Source organism: Oricola nitratireducens (genome assembly GCF_014904745.1).
Classification (GTDB): Bacteria; Pseudomonadota; Alphaproteobacteria; order Rhizobiales; family Rhizobiaceae; genus Oricola; species Oricola nitratireducens.
Window position 1 is genome coordinate 73972 of the sequence record NZ_JACZCS010000004.1, and the last position, 19378, is coordinate 93349.

Genomic DNA, 19378 nt, shown 5'->3' on the forward strand with positions numbered 1-19378 from the left:
TCAGTCCGTTGCGGTCGTTGCCGGCGGGAACTCCCTGCCGGGGCGCGCGACGGTGTTGGCGGCCTTCGACAGTTCGGGCTCCTTTACCTCCGCATAGGCGCGGCTGACGGCGAAGGAGTAGTAGCGGCCGAGCTTGGCGACCAGCGGCTCGCCGAGCGAGACGACAACGTCCTCGCCGACGTGGCAGCCGAAGAAGCGGTCGTTTTCGGACGTGGCGCCGGTTTGATCCGAGGCGTCTTCCGGGTCCATCTTGAGGATCACATAGACCTCGTGCGGATCGGCTTCGGGCAGGCGTTCGTAATAGCGGTCGTCGCTTCCGGAATCGAAGAAGCGGACGATCTTCTGGATATGGGCGCTGCGCTTCTGGCCGAGGCTCTTGATGTTGACCATCGCGGGCGTCCCGATATCGAGGCTTGCCACGTCGCGGCCCGGATAGACGGCGATCACGAAGGATTCGTCGCAGTCGAGGGACCGCGCCAGCGGCTGGCCCTGGACGAGGAAGTCGCCCCGCGAGGCATCGACACTGATGATCTGGCCAAAATGGCGGGCGACCGCGTCTCCTTCGCCGGCCTCGCCGGAGCGTTTCTCCTCATGGGCCATCACGTCGCCGAGTTCGCTCTTGCGTTGGCTGATTTGTTCGACTTCCGCTTCAAGTTCAGCGATTTCGGCGGCAAGGTCTTTCTTTTGCAGTTCCAGCGTGGCGAGATTTCCGGCAACGGAACTGCTGGTGTAGATGCCGTCCGATATGAGCGTGCGGATGACGGTCTGACGGCGCAGGTCGCTTTCGGCCGCCGCGAGTTCGTATTGCGCGGAATCCCGCTTCTGGCGAAGCGGTTCAAGGCTCGTCTTGGAAATCACGCCCTTTTTCACCAGTTCGTAGCGCTGCTCCAGCAGGGCTTGCTGCTCGGCGAGGCGAGCCCGGTAGGAACTCGCCATTGCATCCGCATTCGTGATCACCGCCTGCAATTCGTCGAGGACGCCCTGCTTCATCTCGGTAATCTGGCCTTCGAGCAACTTCAGCCGGGCGCGGCGCTGCTGGAGTGAATCCATGCTCTTGCGCAGCCGTTCATCCAGATCGATGGAATCCAGCCGCAGCCCGACAAGCGAGGTTTCGTCAAGGTTCGGATTGGAAATCGAAGCGGTCACTTCGCCCGGGCTGACGACCTGACCGACCTGCAGCGATATATCGTTGACGCGGCCGTAAATCGGCGACGTGATGACCTGGACCGGCGCATTGATCTGCGCGCGCTTGGAAACGATGAAGAACTGGTTCGGCAACATGGCGAGCGCCATGATGAACAAGAGGGTCAGCGCGAAAATATAACCGAAAATCCTGCTCGTTCGGAGAATGGCCAGATCGCGGGTATTCCAGACAGAAGAGTGCTCGGACATTCCTCTTCTTTCCCTTTCTGCGCGCTACACGCCTGCTCTCGCCAGTTCGTCATAAACTGACGCGAGCGGACCACACCTCCCGATTCAGATTGGCTAATTTCGATATTAATCGATTGTTATTACGGGCGATGTTGCACTGCAACGAAGCCGAGTTCAAGGCGTCTTATCCGGCCGCATGCGATATTTTACATCGGCCGGAAGGCGTAGGGATAAGCCAAAAGGCGGTGCTTCCCGCCTTTCCGTTCGAGAATTTAGCCGGAACCGAGAGCGACAGTGGCCGGGTGGCGCGGACATGCCTCACACCGGCCGGATGCGCAGCTTGGTGATTCGGTTTCTCTCGCGCTTCATGACGATGAAGCGCTTGCCGTGGAAGGTGAAGGCCTGCTTTTCGGCGGGGATCGTTTGCGCCTCGTGGATGACGAGGCCGGCAATCGTTGTCGCCTCCTCGTCGGGAAGGTCCCAGTCGAGCGCGCGATTGATGTCGCGGATCGGCACCGAACCGTCGACGACAATCGAGCCGTCGGCCTCTTGGCGCACGCCCTGGATGTCGACATCGTGCTCGTCGGCGATGTCGCCGACGATTTCCTCGATGATGTCCTCCAGCGTGACAAGACCTTCCACCTCGCCATATTCGTCGACCACGACGGCGACATGGGCCTTGCGGCGGAGAAACGCATCGAGCTGGTCGCGCAAGGTCGTCGTGTCGGGCACGAACCACGGCTTGTTGGCGACCTTCAGAATGTCGAATTTCGACGGGTCGTTACCGGAGGCATGCAGCGCGCGCAGCATGTCCTTGGCGTGGATGATGCCGACGATGTTGTCGGTCGCGCCGCGCCACACCGGCATGCGCGTATAGGGGCTTTCGAGGACTTCCGAGACGATCTCCGCCGGCTCCTGGTCGGCGTTGACCATCTTCATGCTGGTGCGGTGGACCATGATGTCGGAGACCTCGAGTTCGGCGAGGTCGAGCAGGCCGCCGAGGCGGTCGCGCTCCTCCTTCACCACCGAGCCCTCCTGGTGCAGCACCTCGACGGCGCCGCGGATTTCCTCCTGCGCGCTCAGCATCGAGACATTGTCGGCGAGATCGACGCCGAAGATCTTCAGGATCCGGCGCACGATGGCGTTGACGAGGCTCGACAGCGGGCCGACGACGAGGACGAAGCGCCGCACGACCGGCGCCACGAACAGCGCGAAGCGGTCGGGATTCGAGATCGCCCAGGATTTCGGCAGCACTTCGGCGAACAGGACGAGCATCACCGTCATGCCGATGGTCGCATAGGCGACGCCGGTCTGGCCGAACAGCGACAGGAAGAGGCTGGTCGCCAGCGCAGAGCCGAGGATGTTGACGAGGTTGTTGCCGATCAGCAGCGCGCCGATCAGCCGGTCCTGGCGCGTCAGCAGCGTGTTGATGCTCTTGGCGCGCAGGTCGCCGGCGCCTTCGAGGTGGTGCATGCGTGCCCGCGAGGTCGCCGTCAGCGCGGTTTCCGAGCCCGAAAAAAACGCCGACAGGACGACCAGGACGAGAACGACGCCTGCCGTAATCCAGATTTCCATGGTGTTTCGGTCTCCGGTTACTGTCCGATTTTTTCCACGAGGAAGGAGCGCACCTCCGATGCCGGAACATCCCTGGCGATGAATGCCTGGCCGATGCCGTGCGTCAGGATGAAGTTCAGCGCGCCGCGCGTGACTTTCTTGTCCTGCGCGATGAAGCCGAGCATGGTGTCGGCGTCGCGCAGTTGCGCCTTCATGGCATTAAGATTTGTCGGCAGGCCGGCCGTTTCAAGATGCGCGGCGACGCGCCTGGCGTCGTCCGGGCTGGCGAGGTTCATGCGGGCGGAAAATTCGTGCGCCAGCACCATGCCGATGGCGACGCCCTCGCCGTGGACGAGGATTTCGGGATCGTATTTCGCCGCCGCTTCCAGCGCATGGCCGAATGTGTGGCCGAGATTGAGCAGCGCGCGGTCGCCGGCCTCGCGTTCGTCGCGGGCGACGACGGCCGCCTTGGCGCGGCAGGATTCGGCGATGGCGTGGATGCGTTCGGGGCCTCCGGCCTCGATTTTCGGCCAGTTTTCTTCCAGCCAGGAAAAGAAGTCCTGCCGGTCGATCAACCCGTATTTGACGACTTCGGCGTAGCCGGCGCGGAATTCGCGGGCGGGAAGCGTGTCGAGGGCGCCGGTGTCGGCGAGGACGAGGCGCGGCTGGTAGAAGGCGCCGATCAGGTTCTTGCCGTGCGGCGCGTTGATGCCGGTCTTGCCGCCGACGGAGGAATCGACCTGCGCCAGCAGCGTCGTCGGCATCTGTACGAAGTTCATGCCGCGGCGCACGATCGCCGCCGCGAAGCCGGCGAGATCGCCGATCACGCCGCCGCCGAGCGCGATCACCACGTCGCCGCGTTCGAGGCGGGCGTCGAGAATGCGGTAGACGACGTCCTGCAGCGTCTCGAAACGCTTCGACGGTTCGCCTGGCGCGACAATGATCTCGGTCGCCTCGATGCCGGCCTCCTTTAGGCTTTCCCTGACGGTTGCCAGGTGATGGCGGGCGACGTTTTCGTCGGTGACGATCGCCGCGCGGGTCCCCGGCAACACCGCGGCGACATGACGCCCGGCCTCGGCGAGAAGTCCGGGTCCGATCAGGATGTCGTAGGCGCGGTCGCCGAGCGCGACGTTGACGGTCTCGGCGGAAATGGCGGCGGTCATTGTTCCGATGCTCCTGTCGTCTCGGCGATCGTGGCCTTTTCCTTGCCGTCCCGTGTCAGCCAGTTGGCGAGCGCGGCGACGACATTGGCGGCCATGTCCTCCTTGGAGATGTCCTGCGATTCCACCTCGATATCGGCCAGTGCATAAACCGGGTAGCGGTCCGTCATCAGCCGCTGCATGACGCCGCGCGGATCGGGATCGCGCAGAAGTGGCCGGTTCTGGCGCCGCGAGACGCGCTCCATCAGGAGGTCGATGCCGGCGGACAGCCAGACCGAGATGCCGCGCCGCTTGATCGCCTGGCGGGTGGAATCGTTGATGAAGGCGCCGCCGCCGGTCGCCAGCACCTGCGGGCCGGTTTTCAACAGCCGCGAAACGACGCGCTTTTCGAGCGAGCGGAACTCCGGCTCGCCATATTGCTCGAACAGTTCTGGGATCGTCATTTTCGACACGGTTTCGATTTCGGTGTCGGCGTCGTTGAAGGGCAGTTCGAGCATCGCGGCAACCTTGCGGCCGACGGCGGATTTGCCGGCGCCCATCAGGCCGACAAGCACGATCGAGCGCGTGCCGAGCAGTGCGCGAACCGTATCGCAATGGGCTTTGGTTTCAGGCGTCATCCGTCGTTCCCGTCTGCGTTCGCTTAGCGCATGAACCTCGATACCCTGTCAAGAATTGTCATAAAATCCGGTTTAGGGTTTGATTTTGGAGGCGCAGGATCGCATACCCCCATTGCGCGAAAGGTCCGGGGCGCTTCGGAGGTTCGGGGTAACAATGCCAAGTCTGATCCGGTTTCTGGTCACGATCGGGATACTTGCCGGGATGGTCTATGCCGGCATGTGGGCGCTCGTCTTCTATGTTCAGCCGGTGCCGCGCGAGATGCAGGTGCGCATCCCCGCCGACAAGATCAATCCGGACTTCTGAAACCGGCGGTAAACCTTCGCGGCGCTATCATCGCGCCATGATCGACGCATTCCTGGAAATGATGAGCGCCGAACGCGGCGCGGCCGACAACACGCTCGCCTCCTACCGGCTCGACCTGGAGGACGCGGAGCGTTTCGTGCGCACGGCGCGGTCGACGAAACTCGCCAATGCCGTCCCGGCCGATATCAGCGCCTATCTGAAAAGCCTCGACGCGTCCGGTTTCGCCGCCTCCTCGCAGGCGCGGCGGCTATCGGCGCTCCGGCAGTATTTCCGCTTTCTCTATGCGGAAGGCATGCGCGGCGACGATCCGACCGGCGTGATCGCCTCACCGAAAAAGGCGCGCGCGCTGCCGAAGGTGCTGAGCGAGGAAGAGGTCGGCCGCCTGCTCGACCGGGCGGGGGAAGAAGCCGAAGACATGTCGCTGGAACCGAAGGTGCGGTTCGGGGCGCTGCGCAACCGGGCGCTTCTGGAACTGCTTTATGCGACGGGGCTTCGGGTCAGCGAACTCGTCTCGCTACCGGTCAGCGTCGCGTGGCGCGACGAGCCGTTCTTCATGGTCAAGGGCAAGGGCAACAAGGAGCGCATGGTGCCGGTGACCGAGACGGCGCGCGAAGCGATCGCCGCGCATCTTGCCGCGCGCAATCTCGATCCGCGCGCCGACGACTGCATCTGGCTGTTTCCGTCGGAAAACCATGCCAATCACATCGCGCGGCAGGTCTTCGCGCGCGACCTGAAGGCGCTTGGCGCGCGCTGCGGCATCGCCGCGGCGAAACTGTCGCCGCATGTGCTGCGGCACGCCTTTGCCAGCCATCTCCTGCAGAACGGGGCGGATCTGCGGGTCGTGCAGCAACTGCTCGGTCATGCCGATATCTCGACGACGCAGATTTATACCCATGTGCTGGAAGAGCGGCTTCACCGGCTGGTCAACGAACATCATCCGCTTGCCGTACCGTGAGCTTGCCCGGCGCGGCGCTTGACATCGGCCCCGTTTGCCTCCACCTCCACGCCAAACTTAAAACCCGAGCGGACCGCGTCCCCATGTCGACCTACAGCTATCTCGAATTCGAAAAGCCGATTGCCGATCTGGACGGGCAGATCATGGAATTGAAGAAGCTTTCCGAAGGCGAGACCGGCGGCGTCGACGTCGCCGAGGAAGTGGCGCGGCTGGAAAAGCGCTCGGCCGAGGCGCTGGTCGAGATCTACAAGAAACTGACGCCGTGGCAGAAGGCGCAGGTGGCGCGCCATCCCGACCGGCCGCACTGCCTGAATTTCGTCGACGCCCTGTTTGACGAATTCACGCTGCTTTCCGGCGACCGGAAATTCGCCGAGGACGCCGCGATCATCGCCGGGTTTGCCCGCTTCAACGGTCAGCCGGTCGCGGTGATCGGGCAGGAGAAGGGTTCCGACACGCAGTCGCGGCTCAAACACAATTTCGGCAGCGCCCGCCCGGAAGGCTACCGCAAGGCGGTTCGGCTCATGGAGATGGCCAACCGTTTCGGCCTGCCGGTGATCACGCTGGTCGACACCGCCGGCGCCTATCCCGGCATCGGCGCGGAAGAACGCGGCCAGGCAGAAGCCATCGCCCGTTCGACGGAAACCTGCCTCAATCTCGAAGTTCCGATGGTCTCCGTCGTCATCGGCGAGGGCGGTTCGGGCGGCGCCATCGCAATCGCGGCGGCAAACCGCGTCTACATGCTTGAACACGCGATCTACTCCGTGATCTCGCCGGAAGGCGGCGCGTCGATCCTCTGGCGCGACGCCGCGCGCGCCAAGGATGTCGCCACCGCGATGAAGATCACGGCGCAGGATCTGCTGGCGCTGAAGGTGATCGACGGCATCGTCAAGGAGCCGCTCGGCGGGGCGCATCGCGACCACGAAGCCGTGATGGAGACGACGCGCAAGACGATCAAGGACGCGCTCGCTGATCTCGGCAAGCTGGACGGCCCGGGGCTGAAGAAAGACCGGCGCGAGAAATTCCTCGCCATCGGCCGCAATCTTGGCTGACGTAACGCCGCACATGCCCCATTTGCCATATGGATGCCGCAATTTTTCCGGATTCGTCGTACTGACATTTGCGTGAGGGCGGCCGGGGAAACCTTGCGGTAAGTATCCGTCAACTATAATCCGGGCTCCAACATCTGGTATCGAGGCGAATTCGGGATGGCGTTTCGACGCAATGCAATCGCAATGATGGTGGCCGGAGCGGTGGCGCTTGCCGGCTGCCAGGCGAGCGATGTTCTCTCCATGAAGGCCAATGCTCCGCTTCCCAAGGAGGTGTTGTCCTACATGAAGGCGAACGGCATGACGCCGGCCTCGCCGATCTTCGTGCGCCTGTTCAAGGACGAGGCCGTTCTCGAGGTCTGGAAGCAGAAGGATACCGGCCGCTACGCGCTGGTGAAGAGCTACGAGATCTGCGCCTATTCGGGCAAGCTCGGGCCGAAGATTCGTGAAGGCGACCGCCAGGCGCCGGAGGGCTTCTATTTCATCTCGAAGTCGCTGCTCAATCCGAAGTCGAACTACTATCTCGCCTTCAACACCGGCTATCCGAATTCCTACGACCGTTCGCTCGGCCGGACCGGTTCCAACCTGATGGTGCATGGCGCGTGCTCCTCGGCGGGCTGCTACTCGATGACCGACGAGAACATCGCCGAGATCTACGCTCTGGCGCGCGAGGCGCTGTCGGGCGGCAAGCAGGACGCCTTCCAGGTGCAGGCGCTGCCGTTCCGGATGACGCCGGAAAAGATGGCGGAGCATCGCAACGATCCGAATTTCGAGTTCTGGAAGATGCTGAAGGTCGGCTACGACCAGTTCGAACTGACCAAGGTGCCGCCGAAGGTCGACGTCTGCGGCCGCCGCTATGTGTTCAACCAGCAGCCGGAGGAAGGCCAGTTCAGTCCGAGCCAGGCCTGCCCGCCGATGAGCATGCCGGAGAATCTCGCGATCGCCTACCAGGCAATGCAGACCCAGCAGGAATACGCCTTCGAGCAGGCGGTGGCGAAGCTGGAAGGGCGGGCGAAACCCGGGGCGCTGCAGTCGCTTGCCACCCGGCCTCTGTCGCGATTTCTGACGGCGCCCGCAAGGGCCGGAACGGCGGCACCGGAATAGCGCCGGAATGGCCGATATCTACGACCTGCGCGGCCTCAACTGCCCGATGCCTGTCCTGAAGACGCAGAAACGCATGCGCTCGATGGCGCCGGGCGACCGGCTCTGGGTGCATACGAGCGATCCGCTCGCCGTGATCGACATTCCGAATTTCTGCCGCGAGAGCGGCCATGCCCTCGTCGAGAGCGAGAAGGCCGAGGGCGGCCACCGTTTCCTGATCGAACACGGGGCGTGACGATCAGGACGGTGTTGGCGGATGTTCCCGCAGCGGTCTGTCGATCGTGTTCAGCGGCCTCAGGATTTCCGAGATCAGTTCGCGCAGCCAGCGGTGTTCCGGCGTTGCCGTGGACCGCTTGTGCCAGATCATCGTGATCAGGGCCGGATCGACGGGCATCGGCGGTTCATAGATGTCGAGGCCGAGCTTTGAACCGATCTGACGCGCCAGCGTCGTCGGGATCAGCGCTATGAGATCGGATTCGCTGACGGCGCGGTAGACGCCGGAAAAGACCGGCATTGTCATGACCACGCGCCGTTCGCGCCCGACACGCGCCAGGGCGGCGTCGCCCATAGCCTTCAGCTTGCCCTCCGGCGAAAACAGGATGTGGCCGAGATCGCAAAACAGATCGATCGGGATAATGTCGCCCGGCCGAAGTCGGGCGCGTTCGAGGCGTGGATGGCCGGTGCGCGCGATGACCGAAAAGGTCGACCAGAACACCGGCTGGTGATCCACCCAGTTCGGGAAATCGGCGGCCGGGATCAGGGCGATATCGACTTCGTAGCGCTCCAGCGTGTCGATATAGTTTTCGGGCACGAGATCGACCAGTTGCACGCGCATGCCGGGCGCCCGCTTGGAGAGCTGCTCCGCGAGCCGCGGCATCAGCATCTCTGCGAAGAAATCGCTGCCGGACAGTTTAAACGCGGCGTCGCTGGTCGCCGGATCGAACTCCTTCGGGCCGCTGAGAAGCGACTCGAGCTCATCGAGGATTTCGCGCAGCGGGATCGCCAGCGCGCGTGCATAATCCGTCGGTTCGAGCCCCTGGCCGCGGCGGAGAAACAGCTCGTCGCCCAGGGCGTGGCGCAGGCGGCCAAGCGCCGCCGACACCGCGGGCTGCGACAGCCCGATGCGGGCGCCGGCGCGGACCGTCGAGCCTTCGCGCAGGAGCGCGTCGAGCACGCGAAGCAGGTTGAGGTCCAAGGTCGCTATATTCATGACGTAAATATCATGAATACAAACAAGCAATTTTTCAAATATAATGGATCGGATTAGCCTCCATTTCGACGAAAGCGCTTTCGTTTCTTGTCCTTGAAACACTGGAGGAAACGATGAACGACCCCATTCTGGGCGCCGATGCCATCGAATGGCAGGGTACATATTACAAGACCATCATGACGACCGAGGAGAGCGGCGGTGCGATGTCTGTCGTGGACAGCGTTTCGCCGCCGAATTCAGGGCCGCCGCGCCATGTTCATCACGATGCCGACGAGGCCTTCGTGCTGATGACCGGCGACGTCGAGTTCTGGCTCGAAGGCGAACGGTTCACGCGCGGGCCCGGCGAGACCGTGTTCGTCCCGCGCGGCAGGGAACACACCTTCAGGGTGGTCAGCGACAGGCCGTCGCGCCACCTGGTGATCCTGACGCCCGGCGGTTTCGAGGGATTTTTCGCGGAGATGGCCGCGGGCCAGTTCCGGATACCCGCCGACATGCCGGCTATCGAGGAAAGCGCCGCCCGCTTCCGGTTGAGTTTCACCGGGCCGCCGCTTGGCGCCCAGTAAGCCGGTCGCAGGCAGCCGAACAAAAAGCAGTGATCCGCCGGCGGTTTCCGGTCACATCCCGGGAATTGCCAGCGGATTGTCCGTCAGCGCCTGGCGATCGGGCCTGTCGGGCGCGATCTGGCCGGTGAAGGCGCCGAAAAGCCCTTCGATATGGGCGCGGCTGCCGTTTTTCGCGATGACGACCAGGCGCGTTTCGGGCTTGCGCCCGTTCCACGAATCCAGCCGAACCGGCGGGTGGAAGACCGATTGCACGCCGTGCACGACGAGCGGACGGTCCGGGTCCTCGACCGTCCAGACGATGCCCTTCATGCGCAGCAATTCGCGCGGCATGGAGGAACGCAGCAGGTCGGCGAACATCTCGACGGTCGCTTCCGGGATCGGCCGGTCGTGTTTCAGCGTGAAGGCCTCGATCGCCGCGTCGTGACGGTTCACGTCATGGTGGTGGGCGTGATCATGCGGTTTTTCATCGGGGACCTGCGCGCCGGACAGCGCGGCGTCGTCGAGGGTGAGGGCGAAGCCCGGCGCCTGCGCGTCGACCGGCGTGACCAGCGGATTGAGCGCCGCGAGGCGGGCGACCAGCTCTGCCGGGGCGGGCGCGATGTCGGTCTTGGCCAGGACGATCCGGTCGGCGAGCGCGACCTGGCGGCGGGCCTCTTCGTGGCCCTCGATCGAGGCAAGGCCGGTCGCGGCGCAAACCACGGCGACGACGCTTGCGACATGGAAACGTTCGCGCACGCCCGGCGAGGCGATGACCGCCTGCAGGACCGGCACCGGATCGGCAAGCCCCGTGGTCTCGATGATGACGCGGTCGAGGGCCGCGCCGTCGTCGATGCGCGCGGCGATCTGGAGAAGCGTGTCGACGAGATCGCTGCGCACCGTGCAGCACAGGCAGCCGTCGGACAGCTCGATCATCGTGTCGCCGGCGCGGGTCGCCTCGACCAGAAGGTGATCGATGCCGACATCGCCGAACTCGTTGATGATGACGGCGGTGTTGGCGAAGGCGCCGGATTTCAGCAGGCGGTTGAGCAGCGTGGTCTTGCCCGCGCCGAGGAAGCCGGTGACGATGTGAACGGGTATCGACATGGCGCGGTCAGGCTCCGTGGTCCGGACGCGATTCCGGGATCGGGATGTCGCCGACTGCTCTGCCGTCGAGTTGCGCCTGCCGGCGCGATTCCGCGACCTCGTCGTTCAGCGGGACCGGGCGCATCGCCGGAACGGGAAGTTCGTCGAAATACTGGCCGGCGAACATGACCGCCGACCTGCTGACACCTTCCGCGCCACCCTTGAAGATCGGCACCGGGACCAGCGCGCGCGTCAGCGGAGTGAGCGCAGGAGTGTCGAAACTGGCGAGCGAACGGTCCGCCCAGCGCGCGCTGTTTGCTTCCTTGGAGCAGACGGCGGCGCGCAGATCGGCAACCTTTGTGGAACGGTCCTTCGGCGGCTGCATGGCGGTGAGCAATGGCAGGCTTTCCATGTGGTCCAATCTGGCAAAGCCGAGTTCGAGCAGGTCGGCGGCCCTTTCCGCCCGTTTTTTCGAACTCATCTCGCCGAGCACGACGGCGATCAGCGTCGTGCCGTTGCGGGTCGCGGAGGCGACGAGGTTGAAGCCGGATTCGCAGACATAGCCGGTCTTCATGCCGTCGGCGCCTTTGAACCGGCCGAGCAGGATATTGTAGCTCTTGTAGACCTTGTCGCCGTCCTTCAGCGCCTCGGTCGAGAAATAGTGCTCGTATTGCGGGAATTCGCGCCGGATCGCCCGTGCCAGCAGGGCGAGATCATGCGCGGTCGAATAATGACCGTCGTCGTCGAGCCCGTTCGGATTGACGAAATGCGAGTCCCTCATGCCGAGACGGGCGGCCTCGGCATTCATGCGGCCGGCGAATTCGTCGACCGTGCCCGACACCGATTCGGCGATGGCGACGGCGATGTCGTTGGCCGACTTGACCAGCATCATCTTGAGCGCATTGTCGAGCGTGACGATGGTGCCGATCGGATAGGCCATGTGGCTCGGCGGATTGCGCGCGGCGTTGAGCGAGACGCGTACCGGCGATTTCAGCGTCAGTTCGCCGGATTCGATCGCCTTGAACGTCACATAGGCCGTCATCAGCTTGGTCAGCGATGCCGGGCGCCAGCGGTCGAACTCCCGCTGGGCGTGCAGCACCCTGCCGGTCGTCACGTCGACGACGATGGACGGCATGGTGCTGGCGGCCGAGGCCGCATTCGCAACCAGCAGCAGCAGGGCGAGGGCGGCGAAACGGAAAAAAGTGAATCGGTTTGCGGTGCGCATCGGATCTCTCGGCATTGAAGCCGGGTTGGAATGGTTTAGGTTGCGGGCTAGACAGGGATTGTGCCGATGGAATGACGGATTGTCGATGGCGCGCAGTTTTTTGCAAGCTCTTCGGTTTACCGTTTCTACAAGCCCTCGGTTTACCGTCATGCCCGGTCACCGGATCAGTTGAAGGACGCATCCATGCCGATTCTCAATCGCGCCCATGAAATGCAGGCCGAAGTCGCCGCGTGGCGCCGTCACCTGCACAGTCATCCCGAACTGCTGTTCGACGTGCACCAGACCGCCGCCTTCGTCGAGGAGAAGCTCAAGGCCTTCGGTTGCGACGAGGTCGTCACCGGCATCGGGCGCACCGGAGTCGTCGGTGTCATCAAGGGCAATCGCGGCGAGGGCGAAACGCTGGGCTTCCGCGCCGACATGGATGCGTTGCCGATCGAGGAGATGACCGGCAAGGATTATGCCTCGACGGTGAAGGGCAAGATGCATGCCTGCGGCCATGACGGCCACACCGCGATGCTGCTCGGCGCGTCGCAATACCTTGCCGAGACACGCAATTTCGCCGGCACGATCGTCGTCATCTTCCAGCCGGCCGAGGAGGGCGGCGGCGGCGGCGACGCGATGGTCAAGGACGGGCTGATGGAGCGGTTCGGCATCGCCCGGGTCTTCGGCATGCACAACATGCCGACCCTGCCGGTCGGCGCCTTCACGATCCGTCCCGGCGCCTTCTTCGCCGCGACCGACGAATTCCGCATCCGGATCACCGGGCGGGGCGGGCACGCCGCGATGCCGAACATGACGATCGATCCGATCGTGATCGGCGCGCAACTCGTCCAGGCGCTGCAGACCATCGCCTCGCGCAATGTCGATCCGGTGTCGTCGATCGTTGTGTCGGTGACGCAGTTCCATGCCGGCACCAGCCACAACATCATCCCCGAGGAGGCCGCGGTCGAGGGGACCGTGCGCACCCTGTCGACGGAAAACCGAAAGATCGGCGAGGAGCGGATCAAGACACTCGCCGCCAATATCGCCGCCGCGCATGGCGCGACCGCCGAGGTCATGTACCGCAAGGGCTATCCGGTGATGGTCAACCACGAGGAAGAGACAGAAATCGCGGCCGAGGGCGCGCGGCGCGTCGTCGGCGAGAACGCGGTGACGACGGATTGCCGCGCCCTGATGGGCGGCGAGGATTTCGCCTACATGATGGAAGCGCGCCCCGGCGCGATGATCCTGATCGGCAATGGAGATTCGGCCAGCCTGCACCACCCGGCCTATGATTTCAACGACGAGATCATTCCGCTCGGCATCAGCTATTGGGCGTCACTCGCCGAAGCCAACGGAAAAGCCGCCTGACCGGCGGCCTTTTCCGAGTTTTCAAACCGGGCGCGGTTTGGTATCAGTCGCGCCGGTGCGGTCCCGTAGCTCAGCAGGATAGAGCATCAGATTCCTAATCTGAGGGTCACAGGTTCGAATCCTGTCGGGATCACCATCTTGCCCAACCGCCCGGGATTTTCCGACCGCGCGGACCCGGTCTGCGCTCAGATCTCGGTGTGCATGCGGTATCCGGGCGCGAAGACCAGCCGCACCGCGGTGATGGTTGAAACCTTGTTCCAGGTGGTGCGGTTGATCGCGAAAAGGCCTTCGCCCTCGCGGCAGGCCAGGATCTCCGCTTCCCGCGCGCCTGCCGTCATCGCCGAAAACGTGATATCGCCGCCCTCGAACGGGATGTTTTCGACCAACCACTCGTTCGCGCTCTGGCGCGAGAAATCGACATCCGTGACTTCCGGCACGGCCTGCGAATTGATCCAGCGGTCCTCGAAAACATAGGGCTTGCCGTCCGCCAGGTGGACGGAAACGAGATGCAGCAATTCGTCGCCGGGCGCGACCTGCATGCGGGCGCGTACGTCGGACGGCGGCGTCAGACTTTCGGCGCTCAGCAGCGAATAGCGATAGGTCTGCCCCTTGCCCTCGATTTCGTTGCGGATCACCGGGATGTTCAGCGTCGCCCTGCGGACCGGGTGCGTGGCGACCCGGGTTCCGGCCTTGCGCCGCCGCTCGAGCAGGCCCGCGCCGGCCAGTTCGCGCAGGGCGCGGTTGACGGTCGCGCGGGCGCAGCCGAATTCGCGCGACAGGTCCACCTCGTTGGGGATCAGGTCGCCCGGTTTCCATTCCCGGCTGTTGATGCGGCGCAGAACCTCGTCCTGCACCGATTGCCAGCTGTTGAATTCCTGCGCCGTCAAATCGCTTCCCCCAGTTCCCGCATTACCCCTGCATAGCGGGCCGCGATCGCTTCGCGCCGGACATGCCGGCCGCCGCGCACCATGTGGCGGCCCGCGGACCAGACGTCGCGCACCATGCGGTCGTCACCGGCAAAGATGAAGCAGTCGAGGATGGTGTCGCCCCGGCGTCCGGCGAGATCGACAGCCTCGTCGTCGAGCGCCACGAGATCCGCGAGCCTGCCGACAGCGATCGAGCCGCTGTCGCGCCCGGCGGCTCGTGCGCCGCCTGCATTAACGGCATCGAGAATCCGCCGTCCGGTCGACCGGTCCGGCGTCGCCAGCGCGGCGCGCGAGCGGTCGCGCAGGCGTTGCGAATAGTCGAGCGTGCGCAATTCCTCGGTCAGCGAGATGCGGATGTTGGAATCGGAACCGACCGCGATCGCGCCGTCCGCGCCAAGCCAGCGCAGCGCGTCGAAGATGCCGTCGCCGAGGCTTGATTCGGTGATCGGGCACAGGCCCGCCACCGCGCCCGAGCGCGCCAGCCCCTCGGTCTCGTGCGGCTGCATCTGAGTGCAGTGGATAAAGCAGCAGCTTTCGTCCGGTTGCATGGTTTCGAGCACCCATTCGACCGGCCGCTTGCCGTATGCCGCACTGACCTCGTCGACCTCGGCCGCCTGCTCGGCGAGATGCATATGGAACGGCGCGCCATCGGCGAGTTCGCGCGCCGCGCGGATGTCGTCGGGCTGGACGGCGCGCAGGCTGTGCGGCGCGACGCCGATGCGGCAATCCGCCGGCAGGCTTTCGACATGCCTTGCCGCCTTCTCGTGCAGCCTTGCGAAACGGTCGAAATCATTGCCGAACCGGATCTGCCCCGCGCCCAAGTCGCGCCGGTCGCATCCGCCGTAACGGTAATGCACCGGCAGGAGCGTCAGGCCGATGCCGGTTTCGGCGGTCGCGGCCGCGATGCGTCCGGACAGTTCCGCGAGTTCGGCATAGGGCGCGCCGCCCGGCTGGTGGTGGAGATAGTGAAACTCGACATTGGTCGCGTATCCGGCCTCCAGCATCTCCATCTGCACGAAGGCGGCGATCGCCTCGACATGGTCGGGCGTCAGCCGGTCGAGGAAGCGATACATCAGCTGCCGCCAGGTCCAGAACGAATCCGCCGGGTCCGGTCCGCGCCGTTCGGTGAGGCCGGCCATCGCCCGCTGGAAGGCGTGGCTGTGAACATTTGCGGGCGCGGGCAGCAGGATGCCGGCCCGGTGGCCCTCCGCCTCCGCGCCTTCGGTGATCGACGCGATCGTGCCGTCCGCGCCGATCCCGATGCGGACGGCTTCCTTCCAACCGCTTTCCAGCAACGCTTTCCTTGCCCAGATTGTCGCCATGGATTCGCTTCTTGACAGGTTAATATGTCTATACTTATAGATGAGTGATGCAGACATAACAACGGCAAAAAATCGTGCTTCTGACCAACGCGACCATAGCCACGCTGGATGGCGACGCGCCCTACGGACTGATCCGCGGCGGCGCGATCTCCGTCGAATCCGGAACGATACAATGGGCCGGCCCGATGGCGGACGCGCCGGGTGCGGGCGGCGAAACCGTCGACCTCGAAGGCCGGCTCGTCACGCCGGGCCTGATCGACTGCCACACTCACATCGTCCATGGCGGCAACCGCGCCAACGAATTCGAAATGCGGCTGGAGGGCGCCAGCTACGAGGAGGTGGCGCGCGCCGGCGGCGGCATCGTCTCCACGGTCCGCGCCACGCGCGCCGCGAGCGAGGAAGAGCTGCTCATCACCGCGCTGCCGCGCGTCGACGCGTTGATCGCCGAGGGCGTCACCGCCATCGAGGTGAAGTCCGGCTACGGCCTCGACATCGACACCGAACTCGCCATGCTGCGTGCGGCCCGCGCCATCGAAAAGGCCCGGCCGGTCCGTATCCGCACCTCTTTCCTCGGCGCCCACGCCGTCCCGCCGGAGTATTCCGGCCGGCCCGACGCCTATATCGACGAGATCTGCCTGCCCGCGCTGGAAGCCGCGCATGCCGCGGGTCTCGCCGATGCGGTCGACGGGTTTTGCGAGGGGATCGCGTTTTCGCCGAAGCAGATCGGGCGCGTGTTCGCGAAAGCGAAGGAACTCGGCATCCCGGTCAAGCTGCATGCCGAGCAACTGTCCAATCTCGGCGGAACGCAGCTTGCCGCGCGCTACGGCGCGCTGTCGGCGGATCATGTCGAATATGCCGACGACGCCGATGCGGCCGCGCTGGCCCGGTCCGGCAGCGTCGCCGTCTTGCTGCCCGGCGCCTTTTACGCCTTGCGCGAAACGAAGATGCCGCCCGTCGACGCCTTCCGCCGCCGCAATGTGCCGATGGCGGTGGCGACCGACTGCAATCCCGGCACCTCGCCGATGACCTCGTTGCTGCTCGCCATGAACATGGCCTGCACCTTTTTCCGCCTGACGCCGGAGGAGGCGCTCGCCAGCGTCACCGTCAACGCCGCGAAGGCGCTCGGCCTTGCCGACACCGGCCGCATCGCCCCGGGACTGCGCGCCGATCTCGCGGTCTGGAACGTCGAACACCCGGCGGAACTCGCCTATCGCATCGGGTTCAATCCGTTGCACCAACGCATTTTCGGAGATGCCGCATGAACTCGCTCGTCCTGACGCCCGGCCATGCGACACTGGCCGATCTCGAACGGATCTGGCGCGAGGGCGCGCCCGTCGCGCTCGATCCTTCGGCGCGCGAGCCGGTCCGCGCCGCGGCGCGCAAGGTGCTTGAAGCGGCGGCCGGCGGCACGGCGGTCTACGGGGTCAATACGGGTTTCGGAAAACTCGCTTCGGTGCGCATCGCGGCGGAAGACACCGAGACACTGCAGAGCAACCTGATCCTGTCGCATTGCTGCGGCGTCGGCGACCCGCTCGATCGCAACACCACGCGGCTGATGATGGCGTTGAAACTGCTGTCGCTCGGGCGCGGCGCATCGGGCGTGCGCTGGGAGATCGTCGCGATGATCGAGGCGATGCTCGCCAAGGGCCTGACGCCGGTGGTGCCGGGCCAGGGCTCGGTCGGCGCGTCCGGCGATCTCGCGCCGCTCGCCCACATGGCCGCCGCGATGCTCGGCGAGGGCGAGGTGGAGACCGGCGGCGCGGTCATGCCGGCGGCCGAGGCGCTCGCCAAGGCGGGGCTGCAACCGGTCGTGCTCGGGCCGAAGGAAGGGCTGGCGCTGATCAACGGAACGCAGTTCTCGACGGCGCTGGCGCTGGTCGGCCTGTTCGATGCCTGGCGCAACGCCTCCAACTCGATCCTGACCGCCGTTCTGTCCACCGACGCCATCATGGGATCGACAGCGCCGCTCCTGCCGGAGATCCATGCGTTGCGCGGCCATGCCGGCCAGATCGAGGTCGCCGCGGCGATGCGCGCCCTGATGGAAGGGTCCGAGATCCGCGAGAGCCATCGCGATGGCGACAGTCGCGTTCAGGACCCCTATTGCATCCGCTGTCAGCCGCAGGTCGTCGGCGCCGCGGTCGACCTGCTGCGCTTCGCGGGCCGGTCGCTCGAAATCGAGGCCAATGCGGTGACCGACAATCCGCTGGTGCTGATGGACGCCGACAGGATCGTCTCCGGCGGCAACTTCCATGCCGAGCCGGTCGGCTTCGCCGCCGACCAGATCGCGCTCGCCGTTGCCGAGATCGGCGCCATCGCGCAGCGCCGCGTCGCGCTGATGGTCGATCCGACGCTCTCCTTCGATCTGCCGCCGTTCCTGACGCCCGAGCCGGGGCTGAATTCCGGATTCATGATTGCCGAGGTGACGACCGCCGCGCTGATGAGCGAGAACAAGCATCTCGCCAATCCATGCACCACGGATTCGACGCCGACCTCGGCCAATCAGGAAGACCATGTTTCGATGGCGGCGCATGGCGCGCGGCGGCTGATCCAGATGAACCGCAACCTGTCGGTCATTCTCGGCGTCGAACTGCTCTGCGCCGCGCAGGGCATCGAATTTCGTACGCCGCTCGTTACCAGCGGGCGGCTGCAGGCGGTGCTCGTGGCGCTGCGCGGTATCGTGCCGGCGCTCGGCAGCGATCGCTACATGGCGCCCGACATCGAGGCCGCCGCCGGGATGATGCGCGACGGCGTGCTGCTGCCGGTCGCTGGCCTCGGCGATTTCCGGCTCGGAGAAGCCGCATGATCCCGGTTTCCGTCACACAAGGGGCCGGTCCGGTCATTCTCGCCATCCCGCATGCGGGAACGGCGATCGATCCGTCGGCCCTTTCCCGTCTGAACGATGAAGGAAAGACGCTTCGCGACACCGACTGGCACATGCATCGGCTCTACGCGGCGCTGCTGCCCGGCGCGACCACGGTCAAGGCGACGTTCCATCGCTACGTCATCGACGCGAACCGCGATCCTTCCGGCCAGAGCCTCTATCCGGGCCAGAACACGACCGGTCTCTGCCCGCTGACGGATTTCGACGGCGCGCCGCTCTATCGCGGCGGGGAGGAGCCAGACGCGGCCGAGATCGCCCGGCGGCTGGAGAGCTACCACGCCGTCTATCACCGCCGGCTGGCAAGAGAGATCGCGCGCGTGAAGAAGCGCCACGGCGTCGCGATCCTCTACGATTGCCACTCGATCCGGTCCGAGATACCGTTCCTGCTCGACGGCGTGCTGCCCGATTTCAACATCGGCACCAATGGCGGAACGACCTGCGCGCCCGCGATCGAGGACGCTGTCGCGTCGATATGCGCGCGCGCCGAGGGTTACACCTCGGTCGTCAACGGCCGGTTCAAGGGCGGGTGGACCACGCGCCACTACGGCAGGCCGGCGGACGGCGTCCACGCCATCCAGATGGAACTCGCCCAGTCAACCCACCTCGCTTCGGAGGATCTGCCCTTCGACTACGACGCCGGCAAGGCGCGAAAGCTGCGCGTCCACCTCAAGGAAATCCTGAAGAGCCTGAACGATCTCGCGCTTTCCGGCGCGCTCGCACGACATTGAAAG

Annotated in this window: 19 protein-coding genes and 1 tRNA gene; 11 read left to right on the forward strand and 9 right to left on the reverse strand. The window is 65.0% G+C overall.

What is annotated here, in order from left to right:
* The 4 genes from IG169_RS03125 to IG169_RS03140 form a co-directional block, all read right to left on the reverse strand.
* Entirely contained in the window at positions 1–1392 is a 1392-nt protein-coding gene (locus IG169_RS03125) for an HlyD family secretion protein (RefSeq protein WP_193174702.1), read from the reverse strand.
* Between the two features lie 297 nt (positions 1393–1689).
* Positions 1690–2946, reverse strand: a complete 1257-nt coding sequence (locus tag IG169_RS03130) for an HlyC/CorC family transporter (RefSeq protein WP_193174703.1) — start codon at positions 2944–2946, stop codon at positions 1690–1692.
* A 17-nt stretch (positions 2947–2963) separates the two neighbouring features.
* Positions 2964–4088, reverse strand: coding sequence for a 3-dehydroquinate synthase (gene aroB / locus IG169_RS03135; RefSeq protein ID WP_193174704.1), 1125 nt, complete (start codon positions 4086–4088; stop codon positions 2964–2966).
* On the reverse strand, positions 4085–4702 hold the full coding sequence (locus IG169_RS03140; protein ID WP_193174705.1) for a shikimate kinase: 618 nt from the start codon (positions 4700–4702) through the stop codon (positions 4085–4087). The genes aroB and IG169_RS03140 overlap by 4 nt, the downstream gene beginning before the upstream one ends.
* A gap of 154 nt (positions 4703–4856) precedes the next feature.
* Here IG169_RS03140 and IG169_RS03145 point away from each other — a divergent pair, with 154 nt between their 5' ends.
* The 5 genes from IG169_RS03145 (at position 4857) to IG169_RS03165 (ending at position 8343) form a co-directional block, all read left to right on the forward strand.
* The gene (locus IG169_RS03145; RefSeq protein WP_193174706.1) at positions 4857–5006 is read left to right on the forward strand and encodes a histidine kinase; all 150 of its coding nucleotides are present in this window, start codon (positions 4857–4859) and stop codon (positions 5004–5006) included.
* A 37-nt stretch (positions 5007–5043) separates the two neighbouring features.
* Positions 5044–5961 (forward strand): site-specific tyrosine recombinase XerD, encoded by a 918-nt coding sequence (gene xerD, locus IG169_RS03150; protein WP_193174707.1) that lies wholly within the window; start codon positions 5044–5046, stop codon positions 5959–5961.
* An 83-nt stretch (positions 5962–6044) separates the two neighbouring features.
* A complete protein-coding gene (locus IG169_RS03155) occupies positions 6045–7010 on the forward strand; it encodes an acetyl-CoA carboxylase carboxyltransferase subunit alpha (protein WP_193174708.1) in 966 nt (321 codons plus the stop codon).
* Positions 7011–7166: 156 nt separating this feature from the next.
* The gene (locus IG169_RS03160) at positions 7167–8111 is read left to right on the forward strand and encodes a L,D-transpeptidase family protein (protein ID WP_193174709.1); all 945 of its coding nucleotides are present in this window, start codon (positions 7167–7169) and stop codon (positions 8109–8111) included.
* 7 nt (positions 8112–8118) lie between these two features.
* Entirely contained in the window at positions 8119–8343 is a 225-nt protein-coding gene (locus tag IG169_RS03165) for a sulfurtransferase TusA family protein (RefSeq protein WP_193174710.1), read from the forward strand.
* 3 nt (positions 8344–8346) lie between these two features.
* Here the strand turns inward: IG169_RS03165 and IG169_RS03170 are convergent, their stop codons facing one another.
* Positions 8347–9318 carry a LysR family transcriptional regulator gene (locus IG169_RS03170; protein ID WP_193174711.1) on the reverse strand — a complete coding sequence of 324 codons (972 nt, stop codon included), beginning with the start codon at positions 9316–9318 and terminating at the stop codon, positions 8347–8349.
* Positions 9319–9431: 113 nt separating this feature from the next.
* On the opposite strand from IG169_RS03170, the gene IG169_RS03175 reads away from it, so the two are divergent.
* Positions 9432–9881: a cupin domain-containing protein gene (locus tag IG169_RS03175; protein ID WP_193174712.1), complete on the forward strand. Its 450-nt coding sequence runs from the start codon at positions 9432–9434 to the stop codon at positions 9879–9881.
* Between the two features lie 51 nt (positions 9882–9932).
* On the opposite strand, the gene IG169_RS03180 is transcribed toward IG169_RS03175, so the two are convergent.
* Both IG169_RS03180 and IG169_RS03185 read right to left on the reverse strand, forming a co-directional pair.
* A complete protein-coding gene (locus tag IG169_RS03180) occupies positions 9933–10964 on the reverse strand; it encodes a CobW family GTP-binding protein (RefSeq protein ID WP_193174713.1) in 1032 nt (343 codons plus the stop codon).
* 7 nt (positions 10965–10971) lie between these two features.
* Positions 10972–12168 (reverse strand): D-alanyl-D-alanine carboxypeptidase family protein, encoded by a 1197-nt coding sequence (locus IG169_RS03185; RefSeq protein WP_193174714.1) that lies wholly within the window; start codon positions 12166–12168, stop codon positions 10972–10974.
* Positions 12169–12351: 183 nt separating this feature from the next.
* On the opposite strand from IG169_RS03185, the gene IG169_RS03190 reads away from it, so the two are divergent.
* A complete protein-coding gene (locus tag IG169_RS03190) occupies positions 12352–13518 on the forward strand; it encodes a M20 aminoacylase family protein (RefSeq protein WP_193174715.1) in 1167 nt (388 codons plus the stop codon).
* A 59-nt stretch (positions 13519–13577) separates the two neighbouring features.
* Positions 13578–13654 (forward strand) — tRNA-Arg (locus IG169_RS03195).
* A 49-nt stretch (positions 13655–13703) separates the two neighbouring features.
* Here the strand turns inward: IG169_RS03195 and hutC are convergent.
* Both hutC and IG169_RS03205 read right to left on the reverse strand, forming a co-directional pair.
* Positions 13704–14405 carry a histidine utilization transcriptional repressor HutC gene (hutC, locus tag IG169_RS03200; protein ID WP_210325833.1) on the reverse strand — a complete coding sequence of 234 codons (702 nt, stop codon included), beginning with the start codon at positions 14403–14405 and terminating at the stop codon, positions 13704–13706.
* Positions 14402–15766 (reverse strand): formimidoylglutamate deiminase, encoded by a 1365-nt coding sequence (locus IG169_RS03205; protein ID WP_193174716.1) that lies wholly within the window; start codon positions 15764–15766, stop codon positions 14402–14404. Before IG169_RS03205 ends, hutC begins: the two co-directional genes overlap by 4 nt.
* 74 nt (positions 15767–15840) lie before the next feature.
* Between IG169_RS03205 and hutI the strand changes: the two genes are divergently transcribed.
* From hutI to hutG, 3 genes are read left to right on the forward strand one after another with little or no spacing between them, the layout of a single operon-like run.
* Positions 15841–17028, forward strand: a complete 1188-nt coding sequence (gene hutI, locus IG169_RS03210) for an imidazolonepropionase (protein WP_193174717.1) — start codon at positions 15841–15843, stop codon at positions 17026–17028.
* Positions 17025–18569: a histidine ammonia-lyase gene (gene hutH, locus IG169_RS03215; RefSeq protein ID WP_193174718.1), complete on the forward strand. Its 1545-nt coding sequence runs from the start codon at positions 17025–17027 to the stop codon at positions 18567–18569. The genes hutI and hutH overlap by 4 nt, the downstream gene beginning before the upstream one ends.
* Entirely contained in the window at positions 18566–19375 is an 810-nt protein-coding gene (gene hutG / locus IG169_RS03220; protein WP_193174719.1) for an N-formylglutamate deformylase, read from the forward strand. The genes hutH and hutG overlap by 4 nt, the downstream gene beginning before the upstream one ends.
* Positions 19376–19378: the final 3 nt, after the last annotated feature.